This window comes from Pseudomonas sp. W2I6 (genome assembly GCF_030815935.1).
Classification (GTDB): Bacteria; Pseudomonadota; Gammaproteobacteria; order Pseudomonadales; family Pseudomonadaceae; genus Aquipseudomonas.
On record NZ_JAUSXJ010000001.1, the window covers coordinates 6,933,689 to 6,956,556 of the forward strand.

At 61.3% G+C, this 22,868-nt stretch carries 20 protein-coding genes and 1 tRNA gene; 15 read left to right on the forward strand and 6 right to left on the reverse strand.

The window, feature by feature from the left end:
- Nucleotides 1–1,023: a flagellar motor protein MotB gene (gene motB / locus QF039_RS31955; RefSeq protein WP_102367976.1), complete on the forward strand. Its 1,023-nt coding sequence runs from the start codon at nt 1–3 to the stop codon at nt 1,021–1,023.
- A 75-nt stretch (nt 1,024–1,098) separates the two neighbouring features.
- Here the strand turns inward: motB and QF039_RS31960 are convergent, their stop codons facing one another.
- A complete protein-coding gene (locus tag QF039_RS31960) occupies nt 1,099–1,494 on the reverse strand; it encodes a type II toxin-antitoxin system PemK/MazF family toxin (protein WP_307522516.1) in 396 nt (131 codons plus the stop codon).
- A 300-nt stretch (nt 1,495–1,794) separates the two neighbouring features.
- Complete coding sequence (gene rsgA, locus QF039_RS31965) at nt 1,795–2,826, reverse strand: small ribosomal subunit biogenesis GTPase RsgA (protein WP_076018064.1); 1,032 nt, start codon at nt 2,824–2,826, stop codon at nt 1,795–1,797.
- Nucleotides 2,827–2,932: 106 nt separating this feature from the next.
- On the opposite strand from rsgA, the gene orn reads away from it, so the two are divergent.
- Both orn and QF039_RS31975 read left to right on the forward strand, forming a co-directional pair.
- On the forward strand, nt 2,933–3,475 hold the full coding sequence (orn, locus tag QF039_RS31970; RefSeq protein WP_003217529.1) for an oligoribonuclease: 543 nt from the start codon (nt 2,933–2,935) through the stop codon (nt 3,473–3,475).
- Nucleotides 3,476–3,680: 205 nt separating this feature from the next.
- Nucleotides 3,681–4,298 carry a trimeric intracellular cation channel family protein gene (locus QF039_RS31975; protein ID WP_172834585.1) on the forward strand — a complete coding sequence of 206 codons (618 nt, stop codon included), beginning with the start codon at nt 3,681–3,683 and terminating at the stop codon, nt 4,296–4,298.
- Here QF039_RS31975 and queG read toward each other — a convergent pair.
- Nucleotides 4,277–5,359, reverse strand: a complete 1,083-nt coding sequence (queG, locus tag QF039_RS31980) for a tRNA epoxyqueuosine(34) reductase QueG (protein ID WP_003217527.1) — start codon at nt 5,357–5,359, stop codon at nt 4,277–4,279. The two genes, QF039_RS31975 and queG, sit on opposite strands and share 22 nt — an antisense overlap.
- Nucleotides 5,360–5,421: 62 nt before the next feature.
- Here queG and QF039_RS31985 point away from each other — a divergent pair, with 62 nt between their 5' ends.
- From QF039_RS31985 to QF039_RS32040, 12 genes are all read left to right on the forward strand, one after another.
- Nucleotides 5,422–6,282 carry an NAD(P)H-hydrate dehydratase gene (locus tag QF039_RS31985; protein WP_003217526.1) on the forward strand — a complete coding sequence of 287 codons (861 nt, stop codon included), beginning with the start codon at nt 5,422–5,424 and terminating at the stop codon, nt 6,280–6,282.
- Nucleotides 6,270–6,740 carry a tRNA (adenosine(37)-N6)-threonylcarbamoyltransferase complex ATPase subunit type 1 TsaE gene (gene tsaE, locus QF039_RS31990; protein ID WP_003217524.1) on the forward strand — a complete coding sequence of 157 codons (471 nt, stop codon included), beginning with the start codon at nt 6,270–6,272 and terminating at the stop codon, nt 6,738–6,740. Before QF039_RS31985 ends, tsaE begins: the two co-directional genes overlap by 13 nt.
- 3 nt (nt 6,741–6,743) lie before the next feature.
- Entirely contained in the window at nt 6,744–8,177 is a 1,434-nt protein-coding gene (locus QF039_RS31995) for an N-acetylmuramoyl-L-alanine amidase (protein ID WP_202948682.1), read from the forward strand.
- A 14-nt stretch (nt 8,178–8,191) separates the two neighbouring features.
- Entirely contained in the window at nt 8,192–10,096 is a 1,905-nt protein-coding gene (gene mutL / locus QF039_RS32000; protein WP_307523066.1) for a DNA mismatch repair endonuclease MutL, read from the forward strand.
- Nucleotides 10,096–11,067 carry a tRNA (adenosine(37)-N6)-dimethylallyltransferase MiaA gene (miaA, locus tag QF039_RS32005; protein WP_177047579.1) on the forward strand — a complete coding sequence of 324 codons (972 nt, stop codon included), beginning with the start codon at nt 10,096–10,098 and terminating at the stop codon, nt 11,065–11,067. The genes mutL and miaA overlap by 1 nt, the downstream gene beginning before the upstream one ends.
- A gap of 93 nt (nt 11,068–11,160) precedes the next feature.
- On the forward strand, nt 11,161–11,424 hold the full coding sequence (hfq, locus tag QF039_RS32010) for an RNA chaperone Hfq (RefSeq protein ID WP_003217515.1): 264 nt from the start codon (nt 11,161–11,163) through the stop codon (nt 11,422–11,424).
- Nucleotides 11,425–11,436: 12 nt separating this feature from the next.
- Nucleotides 11,437–12,738, forward strand: a complete 1,302-nt coding sequence (gene hflX, locus QF039_RS32015; RefSeq protein WP_003217514.1) for a ribosome rescue GTPase HflX — start codon at nt 11,437–11,439, stop codon at nt 12,736–12,738.
- 96 nt (nt 12,739–12,834) lie between these two features.
- A complete protein-coding gene (hflK, locus tag QF039_RS32020) occupies nt 12,835–14,010 on the forward strand; it encodes an FtsH protease activity modulator HflK (RefSeq protein ID WP_087692480.1) in 1,176 nt (391 codons plus the stop codon).
- Nucleotides 14,010–14,876, forward strand: coding sequence for a protease modulator HflC (gene hflC / locus QF039_RS32025; RefSeq protein ID WP_003217510.1), 867 nt, complete (start codon nt 14,010–14,012; stop codon nt 14,874–14,876). Before hflK ends, hflC begins: the two co-directional genes overlap by 1 nt.
- Before the next feature lie 301 nt (nt 14,877–15,177).
- Nucleotides 15,178–16,365, forward strand: a complete 1,188-nt coding sequence (locus tag QF039_RS32030; RefSeq protein WP_003217507.1) for an ATP phosphoribosyltransferase regulatory subunit — start codon at nt 15,178–15,180, stop codon at nt 16,363–16,365.
- Nucleotides 16,366–16,419: 54 nt separating this feature from the next.
- Nucleotides 16,420–17,709, forward strand: coding sequence for an adenylosuccinate synthase (locus tag QF039_RS32035; protein ID WP_003217505.1), 1,290 nt, complete (start codon nt 16,420–16,422; stop codon nt 17,707–17,709).
- A gap of 139 nt (nt 17,710–17,848) precedes the next feature.
- The gene (locus QF039_RS32040) at nt 17,849–19,783 is read left to right on the forward strand and encodes a methyl-accepting chemotaxis protein (protein WP_008439098.1); all 1,935 of its coding nucleotides are present in this window, start codon (nt 17,849–17,851) and stop codon (nt 19,781–19,783) included.
- Nucleotides 19,784–19,891: 108 nt separating this feature from the next.
- Here QF039_RS32040 and QF039_RS32045 read toward each other — a convergent pair whose 3' ends face one another.
- The 3 genes from QF039_RS32045 to QF039_RS32055 form a co-directional block, all read right to left on the reverse strand.
- Nucleotides 19,892–21,457 carry an iron ABC transporter permease gene (locus QF039_RS32045; RefSeq protein ID WP_307522529.1) on the reverse strand — a complete coding sequence of 522 codons (1,566 nt, stop codon included), beginning with the start codon at nt 21,455–21,457 and terminating at the stop codon, nt 19,892–19,894.
- Nucleotides 21,457–22,482, reverse strand: coding sequence for an extracellular solute-binding protein (locus tag QF039_RS32050; protein ID WP_307522531.1), 1,026 nt, complete (start codon nt 22,480–22,482; stop codon nt 21,457–21,459). Before QF039_RS32050 ends, QF039_RS32045 begins: the two co-directional genes overlap by 1 nt.
- Nucleotides 22,483–22,627: 145 nt before the next feature.
- Nucleotides 22,628–22,714, reverse strand: a tRNA-Leu gene (locus QF039_RS32055).
- Nucleotides 22,715–22,868 lie beyond the last annotated feature (154 nt).

The following is a 22,868-nucleotide window of genomic DNA, read 5'->3' on the forward strand; positions in this document are numbered from 1 at the left end:
ATGGAAAACAACCAGCCGATCATCATCAAGCGCGTCAAGCGCTTCGCTGCGGGGCACCATGGCGGCGCCTGGAAAATCGCCTTCGCCGACTTTGCGACGGCGATGATGGCGTTCTTCCTGGTGCTGTGGCTGATGTCCACCGCCACGCCGGAACAGAAGATCGCCATCGCCGGTTACTTCAAGGACCCCATCGGTTTCTCCGAGAGCGGCACGCCTTTTGTGATCGACCTCGGTGGTTCGCCGCAACTGGCGCCCGAGCGCACCATCAACCCGGAAATCAAGACCGACTCGCCGCAGGAAAAGATCCCGATCGAGCGCGACACCGTCGAGAGCATGGCCGAACAGGTCGAGCAGGAACGCCTGGAATTGCTGCTGCAGGAACTGCAAACCAAGGTTGAGGAAAACCCGCAACTGCTGAAGTTCAAGGACCAGATTTCCTTCGAGATCACCCCGGATGGCTTGCGCATCCAGATCACGGACGCCGCCAACCGGCCGATGTTCGATTCCGGCAGTGCACGCTTGAAGCCGTACTTTGAAGACATCCTGCTGGCCATGGCCGACACCATCAAGGCGGTGCCGAACAAGATCAGCATCAGCGGCCACACCGACGCCAAGCCGTATGCAGGCCAGGGCGACTTCGGCAACTGGGAGCTCTCGGCCAACCGGGCCAATGCCGCGCGTCGTGCACTGGTGGCCGGCAGCTATCCGGACCCGCAAGTGGCACGGGTGGTGGGGTTTGCTTCCTCGCAGCTGTTTGATCCCAAGGATCCGTTCAATCCGATCAACCGACGCATCGATATCGTCGTGCTGACCAAAAAGGCCCAGCGTGCAATTGAAGGTGACCCGCCTGCGACGCCACCGGTACCGACCCAGGGTGAAGGCGCGCCGGGCGAGGTGCCGGCAGACCCGAACGCACTGCCGCCGGAGCAGGAGCCTTTGCCGGCCCATGAGCTGCGACAGAAGCTGAACCTGTTTGATGACGGCGGGATGAAAGACCCGACTCTGCCCGCCACGGGTTCATGAGGCCGTCAGACTCAATCGATTGCTTCGACGATTAAAAAAGCCCCGGGTTCTCGGGGCTTTTTTCTGTCGGTTGTATCAGAGCGGGAGGTAGGCCTTCACACCGTCAATCACGCCTCGCATATCTTCCGCGCCCAAGCGCGGCACGAAATACTCTCGCCCAGTGGTCCTGGTCTTTCTGTGCAGTTTGTCCAGTCGTTCGAAACTGACCGTGTAGATCATGTCGCATTTCACCCGCAGCGCTTTATAGCCATCGTTATGCAGTGGATTGGTTCGCAATAAATGGTGCCAGTCGTGCTGGATGTCAGGCGCTGTGGAGGAAATCGGGACCACTGTGCACAGTTTTCGGCTGTGGGTGACAGTCGGCGAGATCACAACGACTTTGCGGATCTTCAGCATTTCGGGCGCTACAAAGCCCCGAGTGAAGTCGCACAGAAGAACATCGCCTTGTTTGGGATGGTAGTAGAGAGGCAATCGTTGATTCCCCGGAAAAAGCAAAGCCGCCCGAAGGCGGCTTCATTCGACACGCAGTGGAGCTTGCTTCGCCCCTTCTGCGCCGCTGGATCAACCCCGAAAAGGATCCAGACTCCTGCCAGCTTGCGCTGGTGACGGAGCGAGTATGAGCATTGGGAAAATCGAATTCAAGCTGGCTTGCGTCATGGGCCGCCCAGTTGCAGCGGATTCTTGATGGCTGACTCGATTTAATCAATGGGGTCGGGGGTTCCGTGCCGTGCCTTATGTGTATCAAGGCATGGCACGGCACCGGTTTGCTGCTTAGTAACTGGTCTCGGGCAAGCTGGCGATGATCGAGCGATAGCTGTTCATTCGCTGCTGCTGCACGCGGCCGTCTTCCAGTGCCTTGAGCAGGGCGCAACCTGGCTCGCGGTCATGTTTGCAGTCACGGAAGCGGCAGGTGCCGATCAAGTCGTTGAACTCGATAAAGCCCGCTTCAACATCGGCACGGCTCACATGGCCCAGGCCGAATTCACGGATGCCGGGGGAGTCGATCAGTTCACCGCCGCCCGGGAAGTGGAACAATCGCGCGGTGGTGGTGGTGTGGGTGCCCTGGCCGGACAGCTCCGACAATGGACCCACACGTGTTTCGACTTCCGGCAACAGGCTGTTGACCAGGGACGACTTGCCCACGCCCGACTGGCCGACGAACACGCTGATGCGCCCGTCCAGTTCAGTCTGTAACTGTTCCATGCCATTGCCGTGATGCGCCGAGACTTCCAGTACCGGGTAGCCGAGGGTGCGGTACACCGCCAGCAACGCGTTGAGCGCCGGGGCGTTCTGTTCGTCGATCAGGTCGAATTTGTTCAGCAGCAACAGCGGGCGAATGCCGGCGTGTTCGGCGGCTACCAGGTAGCGGTCGATCAGGTTGGCATGGGGTTCGGGCAGTGGCGCGAAGACAATGACGATCATGTCGACGTTGGCCGCTACCGGCTTGAGCTGGCCACGGCTGTCGGGACGGCGCAGTTCGGTGGTACGTGGCAGTTGGGCGACGATGACGCCGATGCCCTGGTTGCCGGCACGCCACACCACCCGGTCGCCGGTCACCAGCGCAGGCAGGTTGGCGCGCAGGTGGCAACGGAACACCTGGCCGGCGTGATCGCCTTCGGTGGCCTCGACTTCGACCTGCACACCGAAGTGCGCGATCACCAGGCCCGTTTGCTCGGGGCCCAGGTCGCCGCCCTCAAGCGCTTCCACGGCGGAGGATTCACGTTTGGCGGCGCGGGCAGCGCGTTCGCCCTGAATCTTTTCGATGCGCCAGTTTTGGCGACGGTTGAGCTGGCGTTTGGCCATTGGTGTTCCGTGTCGATAATGCATAGGTTAGGTGAAACGGTCGCGAGTCTAGCACGCCCTGCCTGCTAAACTGCGCAGCTACGCCAAGGTGCCAAGGAACCACGACATGCAAAACCCACAGAACCTGATTTGGATCGATCTGGAAATGACCGGTCTGAACCCTGACACCGACGTCATCATCGAGATGGCGACCATTGTCACCGACAGCAACCTCAACACCTTGGCCGAAGGTCCGGTGATCGCCATTCACCACAGCGACGCGGTGCTGGCCACCATGGACGAGTGGAACACCCGCACCCACGGCAACTCGGGCCTGACCCAGCGTGTGCGCGACAGCCGCGTGAGCATGGCTGAGGCTGAAGCCGAAACCATCGCCTTCCTGGAAAAGTGGGTACCCAAGGGCAAGTCGCCGATCTGCGGCAACAGCATTTGCCAGGACCGCCGCTTTCTCTATACCCACATGAAGGCGCTGGAAAGCTACTTCCACTACCGCAACCTGGACGTGTCGACTTTGAAGGAGCTGGCCGCGCGCTGGGCGCCGGAAGTCAAAGACAGCTTCCACAAGGGCAGCACCCACCTGGCGCTGGACGATATTCGCGAGTCGATTGCCGAGCTGCAGCATTACCGCAAGCATTTCATCAAGTTCTGACTTGAGTCGTGGTGAGGCGTTTTTGTGGCGAGGGAGCTTGCTCCCGCTGGGCTGCGAAGCGGCCCTGAAAAATGGGACTGCTGCGCAGTCCAACGGGAGCAAGCTCTCTCGCCACATCAGCAAGAGCTTTAAGCTCTTCAGCGCTCGCCCCCTTTTGGTGCCATCACCAAATGATTAGACTGCGCGCCTCTTTGCAAGGATCGCCATCATGCTGCTGATGCTCTACCTCATCGCCATCACCGCCGAAGCCATGACGGGTGCCTTGTCCGCCGGGCGGCGCGGGATGGACTGGTTCGGTGTGGTGCTGATCGCCTGCGTGACGGCACTGGGCGGCGGTTCGGTGCGTGACGTGTTGCTCGGCCACTACCCGCTGACCTGGGTCAAACACCCGGAGTACCTGGTGCTGACCTCCGTCGCGGCCCTGGTGACCATCTTCATCGCTCCATTGATGCGCCACCTGCGGTCGCTGTTCCTCGCGCTGGACGCCGTGGGCCTGGTGGCCTTCACCCTGATCGGCAGCATGACCGCCCTGGAAATGGGCCACGGCATGCTGGTGGCGTCAGTCAGCGGTGTGATCACCGGGGTATTCGGCGGCATCCTGCGGGATATCTTCTGCAACGACATTCCGTTGATCTTCCGCCGCGAGCTGTACGCCAGCGTGTCGTTCCTGGCCGCCTGGTTCTACATGCTGTGCATCTACCTTGAGCTGCCAAGTGAGCAATCGATCCTGCTGACGCTGTTCAGCGGCTTTCTATTGCGCCTGCTGGCGATCCGTTTTCACTGGGAAATGCCCAAGTTCGTCTACAACGACGACGTGCACTGACGTTCGGCGTGCTGGTTCAGCGCCCATTCCACATGTTCGCGCACCAGTTCCGAGGGGTATTCCCGACGCGCCTTCAGCGCTTCCAGCACCGGAATGCTTGATGGCGCATTGCCCAGGCCCACCGCCAGGTTGCGCAGCCAGCGCTCATAGCCGGCGCGGCGCAGAGGCGAGCCTTCGGTGCTGCTGAGGAATTTGTCCTCGTCCCACATAAACAACTCGGCGAGCTCTGCGTTATCCAGGTTGTGCCGTGGCTTGAAATCGCCTTCGTCGGTAGGCCGCGCGAAACGATTCCACGGGCAAACGATCTGACAGTCATCGCAGCCGAATACCCGATTGCCGATCAGTGGGCGCAGTTCTTCGGGGATCGCGCTTTTCAGCTCGATGGTCAGGTAGGAAATGCAGCGCCGGGCGTCCAGCACGTAGGGCCCGACGAAGGCGTTGGTAGGGCAGATATCCAGGCAGGCGGTGCAGCGGCCACAATGTTCGGTGGCGTGGGGTGGGTCGACCGGCAACGGCAGGTCGACAAACAGCTCGCTCAGGAAGAAGTAACTGCCCGCCTTGCGATTGAGTACCAGGGTGTTCTTGCCGATCCAGCCGAGCCCGGCCTGCTCGGCGATGGCTTTCTCCAGCACCGGGGCGCTGTCGACAAAGGCGCGGAAGCCGAACGGGCCGATTTGCGCCTGGATGCGGTCGGCCAGTTGCTGCACGCGCTTGCGGATCAGCTTGTGGTAGTCGCGGCCCAGGGCGTAGCGGGAGATGTAGGCTTTTTCGGGCTTGGCCAGCAGTTGGGCCATTTGGGTGTCGCCCGGCAAGTAGTCCATGCGCAGTGAGACCACGCGCAAGGTGCCGGGTACCAGCTCCTCCGGGTGTGAGCGCTTGCTGCCGTGGGCGCCCATGTAGTCCATTTCGCCGTGGTAGCCGGCGTCGAGCCAGCGTTGCAGGTGCTGTTCATGCTCGGCGAGGTCGAGGCCGCTGATGCCCACTTGTTGAAAGCCCAGCTCGCGGCCCCAGTCTTTGATCGATTGGGCGAGGGCGGGCAGGTCGTAGGTAATAGCAGGCATGAACAAGAGAAACCGCAGGTTAGATGCGTATAATTCTGCCAGACATCGGAGCTTGAAGACGCATGCCGCAGACAAAACACGAAATACCCGACGTTCAGCACCTGTTGCCCGGCCAATTGCCGCAACTCGCTGCGCGTTCCCCGGACGCCCATAAAGGCCAGTTCGGCCATGTATTGCTGATCGGCGGCGACCGCGGTTTTGGCGGCGCCGCCTTGCTCAGTGCTGAAAGTGCCCTGCGCAGTGGTGCCGGCATGGTTTCCCTGGCGACCCGCAGCGAGCACGTCGGTGCGGCGCTGGCGCGGTTGCCGGAAGTGATGACGGTGGGCGTGCACTCGGCCAATCAATTGATGGGCCTGCTGGAAAAGATTTCCGTGATCGTCATCGGCCCGGGCCTGGGCGAGGTCTCCTGGGGCAAAAGCCTGCTGTCGGTAGCGGCCAATGCCAGGCAGCCGCAAGTCTGGGACGCCGATGCCTTGAACCTGCTGGCGGCGGGCAGCGTCAGCTTGCCGGCCAATTGCGTGATCACTCCGCATCCTGGCGAAGCGGCCCGCTTGATGGGTATTTCGACAGCCGAGGTTCAGGCCGACCGCCTTAACGTGGCGCGCGCCTTGAGTCAGAAATTCAATGCGGTGGCGATCCTCAAGGGCGCCGGCAGCTTGATCGCCAGCCCGGACGGTCGGGTTGCCCGCTGCGATCAGGGCCATCCTGCAATGGCAACCGCTGGCCTTGGCGATGTGTTGGCCGGCCTGGTCGGTGCTTTGCTGGCGCAAGGCATGCCGGCATTTGATGCCGCCTGCCTGGCGGTCTGGCTGCATGCCACTGCCGGAGATCGCCAGGGTACCTACGGTCGCGGGCTGGCCGCCAGTGACCTGATTCCTGCCATTCGTCAGTTGCTGGAGGAGCAATCGCCGTGTCTGAAGTAGTTCTTTTCCTGCCTGATGAAGACGCCATGGTCGCCTTGGGCAACCGTATTGCCCGGGTCACTCAAGGCTCAGGGCTGATCTTTCTGGAAGGCGATCTCGGCGCCGGAAAAACCACCTTGTCCCGGGGCATCATTCGCGGGTTGGGGCACGCGGGTGCTGTGAAAAGCCCTACGTTCACCTTGGTAGAACCCTACGAAATCGGTGACGTACGAGCGTTCCACTTCGACCTGTATCGCCTGGTGGACCCGGAAGAACTGGAATACATGGGCATTCGTGATTACTTCGATGAGGACGCCTTGTGCCTGATCGAGTGGCCAGATAAAGGCACAGGCTTTTTGCCAAAGCCGGACCTGACCATTACCATTACCCCGCATAAGCAAGGACGTCAGCTGAAGTTGTTGTCCCAGAGCGCGCGCGGCGAGTCGTGGTGCGCCGCCTTGGCATTGGAATTCAAATAATTGATGGGGTTAGGTATGCGCTTTCGCGCGTTGGTTACTGTCGTAGGGGTGTTGCTTGCGGCAATGACTTTCAATGCACTGGCGGCCTCACAGGTGAAAAGTGTTCGCCTGTGGCGGGCACCGGATAACACGCGACTGGTATTCGACCTGTCCGGCCCGGTTCAGCACAGCGTCTTCACCCTCACGGCGCCTGATCGCCTGGTGATTGATATCAACGGTGCGACCCTGGCCGCGCCGTTGAAGGTCGCCATGGCCAATACCCCGATTACCGCGATGCGCTCGGCCCAGCGTACGCCGACCGACCTGCGGGTGGTCATCGACCTGAAAAAGGCCGTGACCCCGAAAAGCTTCGTGCTGGCGCCCAACGCGCAGTATGGCAACCGGCTGGTGGTGGACCTGTTCGACAACGCCGCCGATGCCGCGCCGCCGCCTGCGCCAACTCCAAGCGTCGCGACGATACCTGCGGTGCCGGTCAACCAGTCGCAACCCCAGGTCAAATTGCCGCCGCTGCCACCGGCTCCGGCGGGCAAACGTGACATTATCGTGGTCATCGATGCCGGTCACGGCGGCGAAGACCCGGGTGCCTCGGGCTCGCGCGGCCAGCATGAAAAAGACGTAGTACTGGCCATCGCCCGCGAACTGCAGCGCCAGATCAATGGCATGAAAGGCTACCGCGCCGAGCTGACCCGGACCGGCGACTACTTTATTCCGCTGCGTGGCCGTACCGAAATCGCCCGCAAGAAGGGCGCCGACCTGTTCGTCTCGATCCACGCCGACGCCGCACCTTCGGCCGCGGCGTTTGGTGCCTCGGTGTTTGCCCTGTCTGATCGCGGCGCTACGTCCGAGACCGCCCGCTGGCTGGCGGACAGTGAAAACCGTTCCGACTTGATCGGCGGGGCTGGCAACGTATCCCTCGACGACAAGGACAAGATGCTCGCTGGCGTATTGCTCGATCTGTCGATGACTGCCTCGCTGACCTCCAGCCTGAACGTGGGGCAGAAAGTCCTGAGCAACATTGGTCGCGTCACCTCGCTGCACAAACAGCGCGTGGAACAGGCCGGGTTCATGGTGCTCAAGTCGCCGGATATTCCGTCGATCCTGGTGGAAACCGGGTTTATCTCCAACTCCAACGAAGCCTCGAAACTGGCCTCGGCCAGCCACCAGCAGGCGTTGGCGCGCTCCATCAGCGCCGGTGTTCGCCAGTTCTTCCAGCAGAACCCGCCGCCGGGCACTTATATAGCCTGGCTGCGTGACTCCGGGAAAATCGCCCAGGGCCCGCGTGACCATCGCGTGCAGCCGGGTGACACCCTGGCGATGCTGGCGGTGCGCTTCCAGGTGTCAGCGGCAACCTTGCGCAGTGCCAACAACCTCAAGACCGATGAATTGAAGGTCGGCCAGGTGTTGACCATCCCGGGCACTGAACTGGCGGCGCAATAATGAGCGAAACAGTCTTGAGCAATACCTCGCGCATCGAGCTGCTAAGCCCGCGTCTCGCCAACCAGATCGCGGCGGGTGAGGTGGTCGAGCGGCCAGCGTCGGTGATCAAGGAGTTGCTGGAAAACAGTATCGACTCCGGCGCCAGGCGCATTGATGTCGATGTTGAGCAGGGCGGCGTCAAGCTGCTGCGGGTGCGCGACGACGGCAGCGGGATTTCCTCCGATGACCTGCCGCTGGCCCTGGCCCGTCACGCCACCAGCAAGATTCGTGACCTGGAAGACCTGGAGCGGGTGATGAGCCTCGGGTTTCGTGGTGAGGCCCTGGCCTCCATCAGCTCCGTGGCTCGCCTGACCCTGACTTCCCGCACCCGCGACGCCGACCAGGCCTGGCAGGTTGAAACCGAAGGCCGCGACATGGCGCCCCGGGTCCAGCCGGCGGCACATCCGGTGGGCACCTCGGTGGAAGTGCGCGACCTGTTCTTCAACACCCCGGCCCGGCGTAAATTCCTCAAGGCCGAAAAAACCGAATTCGATCATCTGCAGGAAGTCATCAAGCGCCTGGCCCTGGCGCGGTTTGATGTGGCTTTCCACCTGCGCCACAACGGCAAGACCATCCTCAGCCTGCACGAGGCCCATGATGATGCGGCCCGTGCGCGGCGTGTCTCGGCCATCTGCGGCGCGGGGTTCCTGGAGCAGGCGCTGCCGATCGAGATCGAGCGCAATGGCCTGCGGCTGTGGGGTTGGGTGGGTTTGCCGACTTTCTCCCGTAGCCAGGCGGACATGCAGTATTTCTTCGTGAATGGCCGGGCGGTGCGCGACAAGCTGGTGGCCCACGCGGTGCGCCAGGCGTATCGCGACGTGCTGTTCAACGGGCGGCATCCGACGTTTGTGCTGTTTTTCGAGGTCGACCCGTCGGTGGTCGACGTCAACGTGCACCCGACCAAGCACGAAGTGCGCTTTCGTGACGGTCGCATGGTCCACGACTTTCTTTACGGCACCCTGCACCGCGCCTTGGGCGATGTGCGGCCGGATGATCACCTGGCGGCGCCGATTGTCACGGCTGTTGTCCGTCCTTCAGGGCCGGAAGCCGGCGAGTTCGGGCCCCAGGGCGAAATGAGCCTGGCGGCCAACCTGCTGCAATCGCCGCAAGCCCAGCCGAGCTATACCGCACCAGGCTCAGGCTCAGGCGCCGGCGCCGGTTATCAATACCAGTACACCCCGCGTCCGCAGTCGGCGGTGCCGGTGGCCGAGGCCCAGGCGGCCTATCGCGAGTTTTTCGCGCCGCTGCCCGGCGCCGAGCCAGGTGCTGCCGCGTTGCCGGAAGGCCAGGGCGACGTGCCGCCGCTGGGTTACGCGCTGGCACAGCTCAAGGGTATCTATATTCTTGCGGAAAACGCCCATGGCCTGGTGCTGGTGGACATGCACGCCGCCCACGAGCGGATCATGTACGAGCGCCTGAAGATCGCCATGGCCAGCGAAGGCCTGAGCGGCCAGCCGCTGCTGGTGCCGGAATCCCTGGCGGTCAGCCAGCGGGAAGCGGATTGCGCCGAAGAGCACGTCAGCGTGTTCCAGAAGCTGGGCTTTGAGCTGCAACGCCTGGGGCCGGAAACCCTGGCTATCCGCCAGATTCCGGCTTTGCTCAAGCAGGCAGAGGCCAACCGGCTGGTGGCCGATGTCCTGGCGGACCTGATGGAATACGGCACCAGTGACCGGATCCAGGCCCACATCAATGAACTGCTCGGCACCATGGCCTGTCACGGCGCCATCCGCGCCAACCGCCGGCTGGCCTTGCCGGAAATGAACGGCCTGCTGCGGGACATGGAAAACACCGAGCGCAGCGGCCAGTGCAACCATGGCCGCCCGACCTGGACCCAGATGGGCCTGGACGACCTCGACAAACTGTTCTTGCGCGGCCGTTGATGAGTGCCTTGCCCCCCGCAATCTTCCTGATGGGCCCGACGGCCGCCGGCAAGACCGACCTGGCCATCGAGCTGACCAAGGTCTTGCCGTGCGAGTTGATCAGTGTCGACTCTGCACTGGTTTACCGGGACATGGACATCGGCACTGCCAAACCTTCAAAAGAGCTGCTGGCCCAGTATCCGCACCGGTTGATCGACATTATTGATCCCGGCGAGAGCTATTCGGCGGCGGATTTTCGCATCGATGCGCTGGCCGCCATGGCCGATATCACCGCGCGGGGCAAGATTCCGCTGCTGGTCGGCGGCACGATGCTCTACTACAAGGCCTTGCAGGAAGGTCTGGCTGATATGCCGCCAGCTGATCCACAGGTGCGCGCCGAACTTGAAGAAGAGGCTGCGCGCCTTGGCTGGCAGGCCTTGCACGATCAGTTGGCCATTGTGGATCCGGTTTCCGCCGCGCGAATTCATCCCAATGACCCCCAGCGTCTGACGCGAGCGTTGGAAGTCTGGCGGGTCAGTGGCCAGACCATGACTGAACACAGGCTGAAACAAACTGCGCAAAGTGCTGAAGCAGGCGCCTCGGGACACTCACAATTGCCCTATACTGTGGCGAATCTGGCCATCGCTCCGACGGATCGCCAGGTGCTGCATGAACGAATTGCACAAAGATTCACAATTATGTTGGAACAGGGGTTTGTGGAGGAGGTCGTAGCACTGCGTTCAAGAGGTGACCTGCATCCAGGGCTGCCTTCGATACGTGCTGTAGGCTACCGCCAAGTCTGGGATCATCTGGATGGCAAGCTGACGTCAGCCGAAATGCAGGAGCGCGGCATCATTGCCACGCGCCAATTGGCGAAGCGTCAGTTCACCTGGTTGCGCAGTTGGAGCGATTTGCACTGGCTGGACAGCCTGGACAGCGACAATCTGTCACGCGCCTTGAAATACTTGGGAACGGTCTCCATATTGAGCTGAGTCCTTGCAATTGCCGTCTATCCTTGGGGGTGTGACGGCCATGAGCTATCTATTTTCCGATTTTTATTATTGATCCTTAAAGGAGTGCGGCACATGTCAAAAGGGCATTCGCTACAAGACCCTTACTTGAATACTTTACGTAAAGAGAAAGTTGGGGTTTCCATCTATCTGGTCAACGGTATCAAGCTGCAAGGTACGATCGAGTCGTTCGACCAGTTCGTGATCCTGCTGAAAAACACCGTAAGCCAAATGGTTTACAAGCACGCTATCTCGACCGTAGTGCCGGTTCGTCCAATTCGTCTGCCTAGCGCAACCGAAGAACAGGGTGACGCCGAGCCTGCACCAGGTAACGCCTGATAGGAGTCTCCTTTGTTCTTTGAGCGCCACGGTGGTGGTGAGCGAGTAATCCTCGTTCACTTGGATGGACAGGACCCTGAGGCGCGCGAAGATCCGCAGGAGTTTCAGGAGTTGGCAAATTCGGCCGGCGCCGAGACCGTCGCGTTTTTTAACGTGCCGCGTCATCGGCCAACCGCCAAATTCCTGATCGGCAGCGGCAAGGTCGAGGAACTGCGCGACCTGGTCCACGCCGAAAAGGCCGATCTGGTGATTTTCAATCACATCCTCACGCCCAGTCAGGAACGTAACCTCGAACGAGTTTTCGAGTGTCGCGTGATCGACCGCACGGGTCTGATTCTCGATATTTTCGCTCAACGCGCCCGTACCCATGAAGGCAAGCTCCAGGTAGAACTGGCCCAGCTTGACCACATGAGCACCCGGCTGGTGCGTGGCTGGACTCACCTTGAGCGCCAGGGTGGCGGCATCGGCATGCGCGGCCCGGGTGAAACCCAGCTGGAAACCGACCGGCGTCTGCTGCGGGTGCGCCTGCGACAGATCAAGGGCCGCCTGGAGAAGGTGCGCAGCCAGCGCGAACAATCGCGACGTGGCCGTATGCGTGCGGATATCCCGACCGTTTCCCTGGTGGGCTATACCAACGCCGGCAAATCCACACTCTTCAACAACGTGACGAAATCGGACGTGTACGCGGCCGACCAACTGTTCGCGACCCTCGACCCGACCTTGCGCCGTCTGGAACTGGACGACCTGGGGCCGATTGTCCTGGCCGATACCGTGGGTTTCATTCGTCACTTGCCCCACAAGCTGGTCGAGGCATTTCGGTCTACGCTCGAAGAGTCGAGCAATTCCGACCTGCTGTTGCACGTGATCGATGCGGCCGAACCGGATCGCATGTTGCAGATTGAACAGGTCATGGTGGTGCTGGGCGAGATTGGTGCCCAGGACTTGCCGATCCTCGAGGTCTATAACAAACTCGATTTGCTTGAAGGCGTTGAGCCACAAATCCAGCGCGACGAAAACGGCAAGCCCCAGCGGGTCTGGCTGTCGGCGCGTGATGGCAGTGGCCTGGAATTGCTTGAACAAGCCATTGCCGAGCTGTTGGGCAGCGATTTGTTCGTCGGCACCTTGCGCTTGCCGCAGCGTTTTGCTCGACTGCGTGCACAGTTTTTCGAGCTGGGCGCGGTACAGAAAGAAGAACACGACGAAGAAGGTGTCAGCTTGCTGGCCGTTCGATTGCCGCGCTCGGAGCTGAATCGGCTGGTCAGCCGTGAAGGCGTTGTGCCGACAGAGTTCATCGAACAACACACTTTGCAATAAAAGCCTGAGAAAGCGGTTGTGCCGCTGTGACAGGCATTCTGTAGCATTGGTCGGCGCGCCGTGGGTGCGTCTTTGCTTTATCAGATGGAGAGCGCTATGGCTTGGAATGAGCCGGGTGGCAACTCGAATAATCAGGATCCTTGGGGTGGTAAACGCCGCAATAATGGCGACCGCAAGGGGCCACCAGATCTCGACGAGGCCTTCCGAAAGCTGCAGGAAAGCCTGAATGGGTTGTTCGGTGGTGGAAAAAAACGTGGTGGTGACGAAGGCGGTCGTACGAGCAAGGGCGGTGGTTACGGCCTGCTCGGCATCGGCCTCGTCGTGCTGGCGGCCGTCTGGCTGTACAGCGCCGTCTATGTGGTGGACGAGCAGGAGCAAGCCGTGGTGCTGCGCTTCGGCAAGTACTACGAGACTGTCGGCCCTGGCCTGAACATCTACTTCCCGCCGATCGACAAGAAGTACATGGAAAACGTCACGCGTGAGCGTGCCTACACCAAGCAGGGCCAGATGCTGACCGAAGACGAGAACATCGTCGAAGTGCCGCTGACCGTGCAGTACAAGATCAGCAACCTGCAGGACTTCGTGCTGAACGTCGACCAGCCGGAGATCAGCCTGCAACATGCGACCGAAAGCGCCCTGCGTCACGTGGTGGGTTCCACCGCAATGGACCAGGTGCTGACTGAAGGCCGTGAATTGATGGCCAGCGAAATCAAGGAGCGTCTGCAACGGTTCCTCGACACGTACCGCACCGGTATCACCGTGACCCAGGTCAACGTACAGAGCGCAGCGGCACCGCGTGAAGTGCAGGAAGCCTTCGATGACGTGATCCGTGCCCGTGAAGACGAGCAGCGTTCGCGCAACCAGGCTGAAACCTACGCCAACGGCGTGGTGCCGGAAGCCCGTGGCCAGGCCCAGCGCATCCTTGAGGATGCCAACGGTTACCGCGACGAAGTGGTCTCCCGCGCCAAGGGTGAGGCAGATCGTTTCACCAAGCTGGTGGCCGAGTACCGCAAGGCACCGGAAGTCACCCGTGAGCGTCTGTACCTGGACACCATGCAGGAAGTCTTCAGCAACACCAGCAAGGTTCTCGTGACCGGCAGCAAGGGCGGGCAGAACAATCTGCTGTACCTGCCGCTGGACAAGATGATCGAAGGTGGTCGTAGCAGCACCAGCGCACCGGCTACCGGTTCCAATGCTGCTGCCAACGAAGCGAGCGCCCGTGCGGCCGCTGACCTGCTGCAACAGCAAACACGTACCAGGGAGAGTCGTTGATGAGCAATAAATCGCTGACCGCCCTGATTGTGGGCGTCGTCGTGGTCATCGCTGCCTGGAACTGCTTCTATATCGTGTCTCAGACCGAGCGCGCGGTGTTGCTGCAATTCGGTCGCGTGGTCCAGGCGGATGTCCAGCCGGGCCTGCATGTGAAAGTCCCCTACGTCAACCAGGTGCGCAAGTTCGACGGCCGCCTGATGACCCTGGATGCACCGACACAACGCTTCCTGACCCTGGAAAAGAAAGCTGTGATGGTTGACGCCTACGCCAAGTGGCGCGTCAAGGATGCCGAGCGCTTCTACACCGCGACCTCCGGCCTCAAGCAGATTGCCGACGAGCGTTTGTCGCGCCGTCTGGAATCGGGCCTGCGTGACCAGTTTGGTAAGCGCACCCTGCACGAGGTGGTATCCGGTGAACGTGACGCGCTGATGGCGGATATCACGCGTTCGTTGAATGCGATGGCGGAAAAAGAGCTGGGCATCGAGGTGATCGATGTTCGGGTCAAGGCCATCGACCTTCCGAAGGAAGTGAACCGCAGCGTGTTCGAGCGTATGAGCACCGAGCGTGAGCGCGAGGCTCGTGAGCACCGCGCCAAGGGTAACGAACTGGCAGAAGGGATCCGCGCGGATGCCGACCGTCAGCGTCGCGTACTGTTGGCTGAAGCCTATCGCGAGTCTGAAGAGGCCCGTGGTGATGGTGATGCTCAAGCCGCTTCGATCTACGCCAAGGCCTATGGTCAGGACCAGGAGTTCTACGCGTTCTACCGTAGCCTGCGCGCCTACCGTGAAAGCTTTGCGAACAAAACCGACGTCATGGTGCTGGACCCAAGTAGCGATTTCTTCCGCTACCTGGAAAAGTCCAAGTAACCCGCATGTAGTCTGAGAATCGCTCCGTCGGGCGGCTAAAATGCCGGGCGGGGTGATCCTTTCAGAAAACGGGTGTATGATGCGGCAGCCGGGAAATTCCCGGCTTTTTTGCGTCTGCATGTTTGATTGTGGTTTTGCTCCGCAGGCGCCACAGGTTTTTCGAGGAAAGTGCCCGACGAGGCCGATTGTTGGTCGTTCGTCACGTCGCTCTTGCGCGTGGTTTATGCAGGGGCCGGGTATTTTCTGCTTCACTCAAGGCTCGCCCGAGGGCTGGCCGCCCGGATCATAGGGGAATGGCGTAATGGCAACGGTAGACCGCTGGCTGCTGCCAGATGGCATCGAAGAAGTACTGCCACCAGAAGCTGCGCGCATTGAAATCGCGCGCCGCCAGGTGTTGGATCTGTTCCAGAGCTGGGGTTACGAGTTTGTCGTGACTCCGCATATCGAGTACCTGGAATCCCTGCTGACCGGCGCGGGCCAGGACCTGGATCTGCGCACCTTCAAGGTCATCGACCCGCAATCGGGCCGGCAAATGGGCTTTCGTGCCGACATCACGCCGCAAGTAGCGCGCATTGATGCGCACACCCTGCGTCGCGAAGGGCCAAGCCGCCTGTGCTACGCCGGCAGCGTGCTGCATGCGCAACCGCGTGCGTTGTCGTCGTCCCGCAGCCCGATCCAGTTGGGCGCCGAGTTGTACGGTGATGCCAGCCCGAGCAGCGACGTGGAAGTCATCAGCCTGATGCTGGCCATGTTGCAGCTGGCCGATGTGCCGGATGTGCACATGGACCTTGGGCATGTCGGTATCTACCGCGGCCTGGCCCGTGCGGCCGGCTTGTCGGGTGAAGTGGAACAACAGTTGTTCGATGCCTTGCAGCGCAAGGCCATTGATGAAGTGATTGCCCTGACGGCGGGCGTGCCTGCCGACCTGGCCGGCATGCTGCGTGCGCTGGTGGATCTGTGTGGCGGCCGTGAAGTACTGACCGCCGCCCGTGATCGCCTGGCGAATGCGCCGGCTGATGTATTGGCGGCCCTGGACGATGTGCTGGCGATTGCCGAGCAGTTGTCTGCGCGCTTCCCGCAGTTGCCGCTGTACTTTGATTTGGGTGAGTTGCGCGGCTACCACTACCACACCGGTGTGGTGTTCGCGGTGTTTGTCCCGGGTGTTGGCCAGGCCATCGCCCAGGGCGGTCGTTACGACGATATCGGCGCCGACTTCGGTCGCGCTCGTCCGGCGACCGGTTTTTCCACCGATTTGAAAACCCTGGTGACCCTGGGGCGTGCTGAGGTCGAACTGCCGTCTGGCGGTATCTGGATGCCCGACAGTACGGACGCAGCACTCTGGCAGCAGGTTTGCCAGTTGCGCAGTGAGGGTCAGCGTGTGGTCCAGGCCTTGCCTGGGCAGCCATTGGCCGCCGCCCGTGAAGCGGACTGCGACCGGCAATTGATTCAGCAGAACGGGCTTTGGCAAGTATCGCCACTGGCTTCTTGAGTTTTCCTGCCGGCCGCTGCCGGCACCAAGTTTGCGCGAATGAGGACAAGTGTTATGGGTAAGAATGTCGTAGTCCTGGGCACCCAATGGGGTGATGAGGGCAAAGGCAAGATCGTTGATCTGCTGACCGAACATGCTGCCGCCGTAGTGCGCTACCAAGGTGGCCACAACGCTGGCCACACCCTGGTCATCGATGGCGAAAAAACCGTCTTGCACCTGATCCCGTCGGGTGTACTGCGCGAAGGCGTGCAGTGCCTGATCGGCAACGGCGTGGTGGTTGCACCTGACGCCCTGCTGCGCGAGATCACCAAGCTGGAAGAGAAAGGCGTGCCAGTGCGCGAGCGCCTGCGTATCAGCCCTTCCTGCCCGCTGATCCTGTCCTTCCACGTTGCGCTGGACCAGGCCCGTGAAAAGGCCCGTGGCGAGCTGAAGATCGGCACGACCGGTCGCGGCATCGGCCCGGCCTACGAAGACAAGGTTGCACGTCGTGGCCTGCGTGTGGGTGACCTGCTCAACATGCCGCGCTTTGAAGACAAGCTGCGTGAACTGGTGGATTACCACAACTTCATGCTGGTGGGTTACTACAAAGAGCCGGCCATCGAGTTTGAAAAGACCCTGGCCGAGTGCAAGGAATACGCCGAGCTGCTCAAGCCGCTGATGCTGGACGTGACTGCCGAGCTGCACGACCTGCGTCGCGCCGGCAAAGACATCATGTTCGAAGGCGCCCAGGGCTCGTTGCTGGACATCGACCACGGCACCTACCCGTACGTCACCAGTTCCAACACCACCGCTGGCGGCGTTGCGACGGGTTCGGGCGTTGGCCCGATGTTCCTGGACTACATCCTCGGCATCACCAAGGCATACACCACGCGTGTAGGTTCGGGTCCATTCCCGACTGAACTGTTCGACGACGTCGGCGCGCACCTGGCCAAACAAGGCCACGAGTTCGGCGCGACGACCGGCCGTGCCCGCCGTTGTGGCTGGTTCGACGCCGTTATCCTGCGTCGCGCTATCGATGTGAACAGCATCTCGGGCATCTGCCTGACCAAGCTGGACGTACTCGACGGCCTGGAAACCATCAACATCTGCATCGGCTACAAGGATGCGGAAGGCAAGGACGTTGCCCCGACTGACGCGGACAGCTACGTAGGCCTGCAGCCTGTGTACGAAGAAGTGCCAGGCTGGACCGAATCGACCGTGGGCGCCAAGACCCTGGAAGAACTGCCAGCCAACGCCCGCGCTTACATCAAGCGCGTCGAAGAGCTGATCGGTGCGCCGATCGACATTATTTCGACGGGCCCGGACCGCAACGAGACCATCGTTCTGCGTCACCCGTTCGCTTAATAAGCTGTTGATGTAAAAAGCAAAGGGCTCCTTCGGGAGCCCTTTGTCGTTTCCGCCTGGTAAACGGCACGACCCTTGCTATGGTTCTTTCTTTCGCGGTGCTATCAAATTAATGGCACCCGTGGTGGAGGGATTCCCAGTGTCTGCCGTTCTCTCATTGTTACAAAGCCGGCTGTTGCGGCCGGTGTTCGTTACCCTAGGTATCGCTCTTTTGGTGCAAGTACTGGTGGCCGTCGCCCTGACGCGAAGCACCGTCACTGCATTGGAAGCTGATTTGGGCAATCGCCTGGGCGTCGACAGCCAGAAACTGTCCGGCGAGTTGGCGCAAGCCGGCAAGGAAGTGACATCCAGCCTGGACAGTCTGTCTTCCAGCACGCGCCAGCGTCTGACGGCGGGGCTTTCCACGCGCCTGCAGGAAGAGCAGAAGCAACTGCGTGCGACCCTGGAAAAAGACCTGCAGGACTCTGCCAATGACATGGCGCAACTGCTCGCCTCGGTGGCGCCGCGCGCCATGTGGGACAGCGACGTGCCGACGCTGTCTGAGTTTGCCCGCAGAGCCCAGCGCAATCCCAACGTGTTGTTTGTGGTGTATGACGACGCGGCTGGTGAGCACCTGACCCGTTACCTCAATCGTGAAAACCCGATCAACCAGGCGCTGCTGGAAAAGGGCAAGGGCGAACGTGCCCTGGATAAAGTGCTGGATGCGGCGAAGAATGATCCCTCGGTGTTCTACGTCGAAGCGTCCATCAGCCCCAATGGCGTAGAGATCGGTAAGGTCCGCATGGGGGTTTCGACTGCCTCGGTCGAGGCTGACCTGGCCGCGCTGGACAAGCGTTTTGCTGCACTGATTGCCAGCGGTGACCAGTTGGTGGGCGACAGCCTCAAGGGTGCCGCGGCTGACAGCGCGGCGGCCATGGGCGCGCGTTTGCAGTCGGCGCAAGCCACCGCCACCCAGATGACCGCCAATACCACCAGCGCCGTGCAAGAGGCGGCGGGCACCTTGCGCTGGCGCATCGGCATGGGCCTGGCGGTGGTAGGTTTTGGTGTATTGCTGTTGATTGCTGTAGTGCTCGGCCGTCGGGTCGTCAATCGCCTGAAGCTGCTGATTGCAGCGATGGACGATTTGGCGGCAGGCGAGGGCGACCTGACCAAGCGTGTGCAGATCAACAGCCGGGACGAAATCGGCGACATGGCCTCGGCGGTCAATCGCTTTGTGGATAAATTGCAGCCGATCGTGCGTGAAGCCGGTGATGTGGCCCAGCGTACCGGCGTGGAAATCGGCGCGATGACCCTGCGCAATGCGGGTGCCGATGCGGCCGCCGGCTTGCAGCGTGATGAGGTTGCCGAAAGCCTGCGGGCGCTGTCGCAAATGGCGGATGAGGCCCAGGCGGAAAGCCATGCGATGCAGGCGGCCTTGCAGCAGGTGGTGGATATTCGCCAGGCGACTGATGAAAATTCCCGCACTTCAGCCGAAGTCGGCAGCTTGATCGAGGCGTTGGCGGGGCAGGTGCAGGCCGGTTCCAAGGTGATCGAGCGGCTGGCGCAGCAGAGCGAGCAGATCGAGGTGGTGTTGACGGTGATCCACGGGATTGCCGAGCAAACCAACCTGCTGGCGCTCAACGCGGCTATTGAGGCGGCGCGAGCTGGTGAGACCGGGCGCGGCTTTGCGGTGGTGGCGGACGAGGTTCGCGCCCTGGCCAGTAAAACCCAGAGTTCTACCGGCGACATCCAGGCCCACATCGTGGCCTTGCAGCAAGGCGCCCGTGAGGCCGTGGAAACCATCGGCAAGGCCGGGCGCCAGGCCAGCGAGGGTTTGCTGGTATTACGCGACAGCGTGCGCCTGCAGCAGTCGGTACAGGCCTCGGTGGAGCAGGTGCATGCAGCGATTGGCCTGGCGACGCGGGCGGCTGAGCATCAGGCGCAGGGTGCGCATGCGGTGCGTGGGCGAGTCGAGATCATTCATGCCCAGGCTGAGCGAGCGGCGCAGGCGGTGGTAGAGACTACAGCCAGTGGCAAAGTGCTGGATGGGTTGGCTGCGCAGTTGAAGGCGAGCCTGGGGCAGTTCAGGGCTTGATGTCGCCTGTTTCGGCCTCATCGCAGGCAAGCCAGCTCCCACATTCGACCGAGTTCCAGCTCTGGAATGCGCTCAAATGTGGGAGCTGGCTTGCCTGCGATGGCTGATTCAGCGGCTCAGATACATCCGGGTCGTCAGCAGATACACCGGCAGCCCCGACACTAGAATCAACAATGCCGCATAGGGCGCCGCTGCCGCGAATTCCACATTCGAGGTGTGCGCCCACACGGCAGTCGCCAAGGTATTCAGCCCGGTCGGACTAAGCAGTAACGTCGCCGTCAATTCCTTCATCGCATCCAGGAATACCAGCGCAAACGCCGCCCCCAATGCCGGGAAAATAATCGGCAGCGTCACCCGGCAAAACGCACTGAGCGACGACGCGCCCAGCGTTCTCGCCGCCTCTTCCAGCTGTGGTGCTGCCTTGTTCAGCGCCGTGCGGATCGGCGCCTGGGCCAGGGGCAAAAACAGCAGCGCATAAGCGATCAGCAGCAACGCCGACGTTTGATACAGCGCCGGCACGTAATGCAGGGCGAAATACACCAGTGTCAGCGCAATCACCAGGCCGGGCAGGGCGTGCAGCAGGTACGGCAGGCGCTCGGCCCACAGTGCGAGCTGGCCCTTGTAGCGCACCACCAGCAAACCCACCGGCACGGCAAACAACAGGCAAAGCGCGGCGCCGCCCAGGGATAGCGCCAACGAAGAAAGCAGCGCCTCGCTGATCTCGGCTATCGGAAATGCCGCCGAACTGCCCACTGCCAGCCAATAACCGAGCATGCCCAGTGGAATGCCGCTGCCGATGATCGCCAGGAGCAGGCAATACAGCTGCCCCAGCGCCGCCCATTTGCCGAGTCGAACCTGTTCGGCATGCCGCGCCGCGCCCTGGCCGGTACGCACGTGTCGGCCCTTGCCGCGCACCCGCAGCTCCAGCCAGAGCAGCGTCAGGCACATCACCAGCAGCACCGCCGAAAGCATCGCCGCATTGGCGTTGCTGAACTCCAGCTCGAATTGCTGGTAGATCGCGGTGGTAAACGTCTGCAAGCCGATGATCGACAGCGCGCCGAACTCCACCAGCATATGCAGGGCAATCAACAGTGCCCCGGCCAGCAGCGACGGCCACAGCAGCGGCAAGGTGATGCGAAAGAATACGCCCCAGCGATTCAGTCCGAGGGTGCGGGCCGATTCTTCCAGGGATGGATCAAGATTGCGCAGGGTTGCCGCCACCGGCAGAAACACCAGCGGGTATTTGGACAGGGTCATCACCAGGATCGCTCCGCCCAACCCTTCAAAGTTGGCGCTTAACGAAACCCAGGTAAAGCTGCTGACAAACGCCGGCACCGCGAACGGCAGGCACAGGATCACTCCCCAGATCCGCCGCCCCGGCAGGTTGCTGCGTTCCAGCAGCCAGGCCAGGGACAAGCCGATCACGCCGCAGGCCACGGTGACGCCGACCATCAGCGCCAGGGTGTTGCGCAGCAACCCGAATACATAGGGTCGCCACAGCAAATGCACCGCCTCGGCCCATCCTGCCTGCCAGGCCTTGAGGCCGACATATGCCAGCGGCAACAGGCTCAGGCCTACCAGTAGCAGGACTGGTAGCAGCAACCAGATCGAAGGGCGTTTGCGTCTCGGCGTAAAACCCCCGCGCAAGGCGGGGGCGGGGAGCGATGGGTTCATCAGTTCAAGCCAACGTCACGTTCCAGTTCCAGGGCTTCTTCGGCGTTGCCCAGGTCGGCAGGGGTGACTTTCGGCGGTTGCAGCTCGCTGAAAGGCTTGAGGCCACGGTTGGATTCCATGCCCTTGCGCAACGGGTATTCGGCGGAAGTGTCGGTGATCACCCGCTGGCCTTCTTCGCTGGCCATGAATGCCAGCAGTTGCTGGGCTTCCTTTGGATGCTTGCTGGATTTCAGTGCAGCCGCGGCAGACACGGTGATCAGGCCACCGGCATCGCCGTTGGTGAAGTAGTGCAGCTGCGAATCCAGGTTGGTTTTTTCTTTCTTCAGGGCGAACCAGTAGTAGTTGTTCACCAAGACAGTGGCGACTTCGCCATTTTCCACGGCCTTGAGCGCAACCATGTTGTTGCTGTAGACCTTGCCGAAAGCGCGCAGGCCGGTCAGCCACTCTTCAGCCGCTTCGCGACCGTGCAGCTTGATGATCGCTACGGCTTGTTCCTGGAACGCGCCGCTGGTGGGCACGAAACCGACCTTGCCTTGCCACTCGGGCCCGGCGAAATCCAGTACCGACTTGGGCAGGTCTTTCTCGGCGATCAGCTTCGGGTTGAAGGCCACGACGCGGGTGCGTGCGGTCACGCCCATCCAGGCGCCGTTGGCGGCCACATATTCCTTCGGCAGGACGTCGAGGGTGCTGGCGTCGATGGTTGCCAGCAGGCCTTGCTCGCCGAGTTTATTCAGCGGCGGCGATTCTTCGGTGTAGATCACGTCGGCAGGGGAGCGGTCACCTTCTTCGACGACCTGGCTGGCCAGCTGGTTGCTGCTGCCCTTGCGCACATTGACGTGGATGCCGGTCTTGGCTTCGAAGGCCTTGGCAAGTTCATCGCCGACCTCCTTGTGTTGGCCGTTGTACAAGGTCAGTGCAACCTTGTCGGCAGAATAGGCAGCGGGCGAGAGCAGGGTCAGGCCGAGCAGAGTGATGGTCAGGCCACGCAGAAGGGATGTCTTGAGACGGGTATCGCGGATCATCATCCGGGGTTTTCCTCACTTGAGTGCAACAAATCCTTACAAGGATAAACGATAAAACTTCTCAAGTGCGGACGAGGGGGGAAATCACCGGTCAGTTTTTCAAACCCCGGAAACGAAAAAACCCGCTTTCGCGGGTTTGATCTGAATTTGGTGCCCAGGAGAAGACTCGAACTTCCACGACCTTGCGATCACCAGCACCTGAAGCTGGCGTGTCTACCAATTTCACCACCTGGGCATTATCAACGCTTGCGCTGTTGATGGAGCGAACTATACGGAGGGCTTTTTGATCTGTAAACCCCTGATTCAAAAATATAAATCAAGATTCTTGTTAAAAATCAAAGGCCTGAAACGCAAAAACCCGCTTTCGCGGGTTTTTGGAGACTCAAGGC

Coding starts and splice junctions, on each gene's coding strand:
- motB (WP_102367976.1), top strand. CDS start 1: ATGGAAAACAACCAGCCGATCATCATCAAGCGCGTCAAGCGCTTCGCT.
- rsgA (WP_076018064.1), bottom strand. CDS start 2,826: ATGGCCAAACGCCAGCTCAACCGTCGCCAAAACTGGCGCATCGAAAAG.
- orn (WP_003217529.1), top strand. CDS start 2,933: ATGCAAAACCCACAGAACCTGATTTGGATCGATCTGGAAATGACCGGT.
- queG (WP_003217527.1), bottom strand. CDS start 5,359: ATGCCTGCTATTACCTACGACCTGCCCGCCCTCGCCCAATCGATCAAA.
- QF039_RS31985 (WP_003217526.1), top strand. CDS start 5,422: ATGCCGCAGACAAAACACGAAATACCCGACGTTCAGCACCTGTTGCCC.
- QF039_RS31995 (WP_202948682.1), top strand. CDS start 6,744: ATGGGGTTAGGTATGCGCTTTCGCGCGTTGGTTACTGTCGTAGGGGTG.
- miaA (WP_177047579.1), top strand. CDS start 10,096: ATGAGTGCCTTGCCCCCCGCAATCTTCCTGATGGGCCCGACGGCCGCC.
- hfq (WP_003217515.1), top strand. CDS start 11,161: ATGTCAAAAGGGCATTCGCTACAAGACCCTTACTTGAATACTTTACGT.
- hflK (WP_087692480.1), top strand. CDS start 12,835: ATGGCTTGGAATGAGCCGGGTGGCAACTCGAATAATCAGGATCCTTGG.
- hflC (WP_003217510.1), top strand. CDS start 14,010: ATGAGCAATAAATCGCTGACCGCCCTGATTGTGGGCGTCGTCGTGGTC.
- QF039_RS32030 (WP_003217507.1), top strand. CDS start 15,178: ATGGCAACGGTAGACCGCTGGCTGCTGCCAGATGGCATCGAAGAAGTA.
- QF039_RS32035 (WP_003217505.1), top strand. CDS start 16,420: ATGGGTAAGAATGTCGTAGTCCTGGGCACCCAATGGGGTGATGAGGGC.
- QF039_RS32045 (WP_307522529.1), bottom strand. CDS start 21,457: ATGAACCCATCGCTCCCCGCCCCCGCCTTGCGCGGGGGTTTTACGCCG.
- QF039_RS32050 (WP_307522531.1), bottom strand. CDS start 22,482: ATGATGATCCGCGATACCCGTCTCAAGACATCCCTTCTGCGTGGCCTG.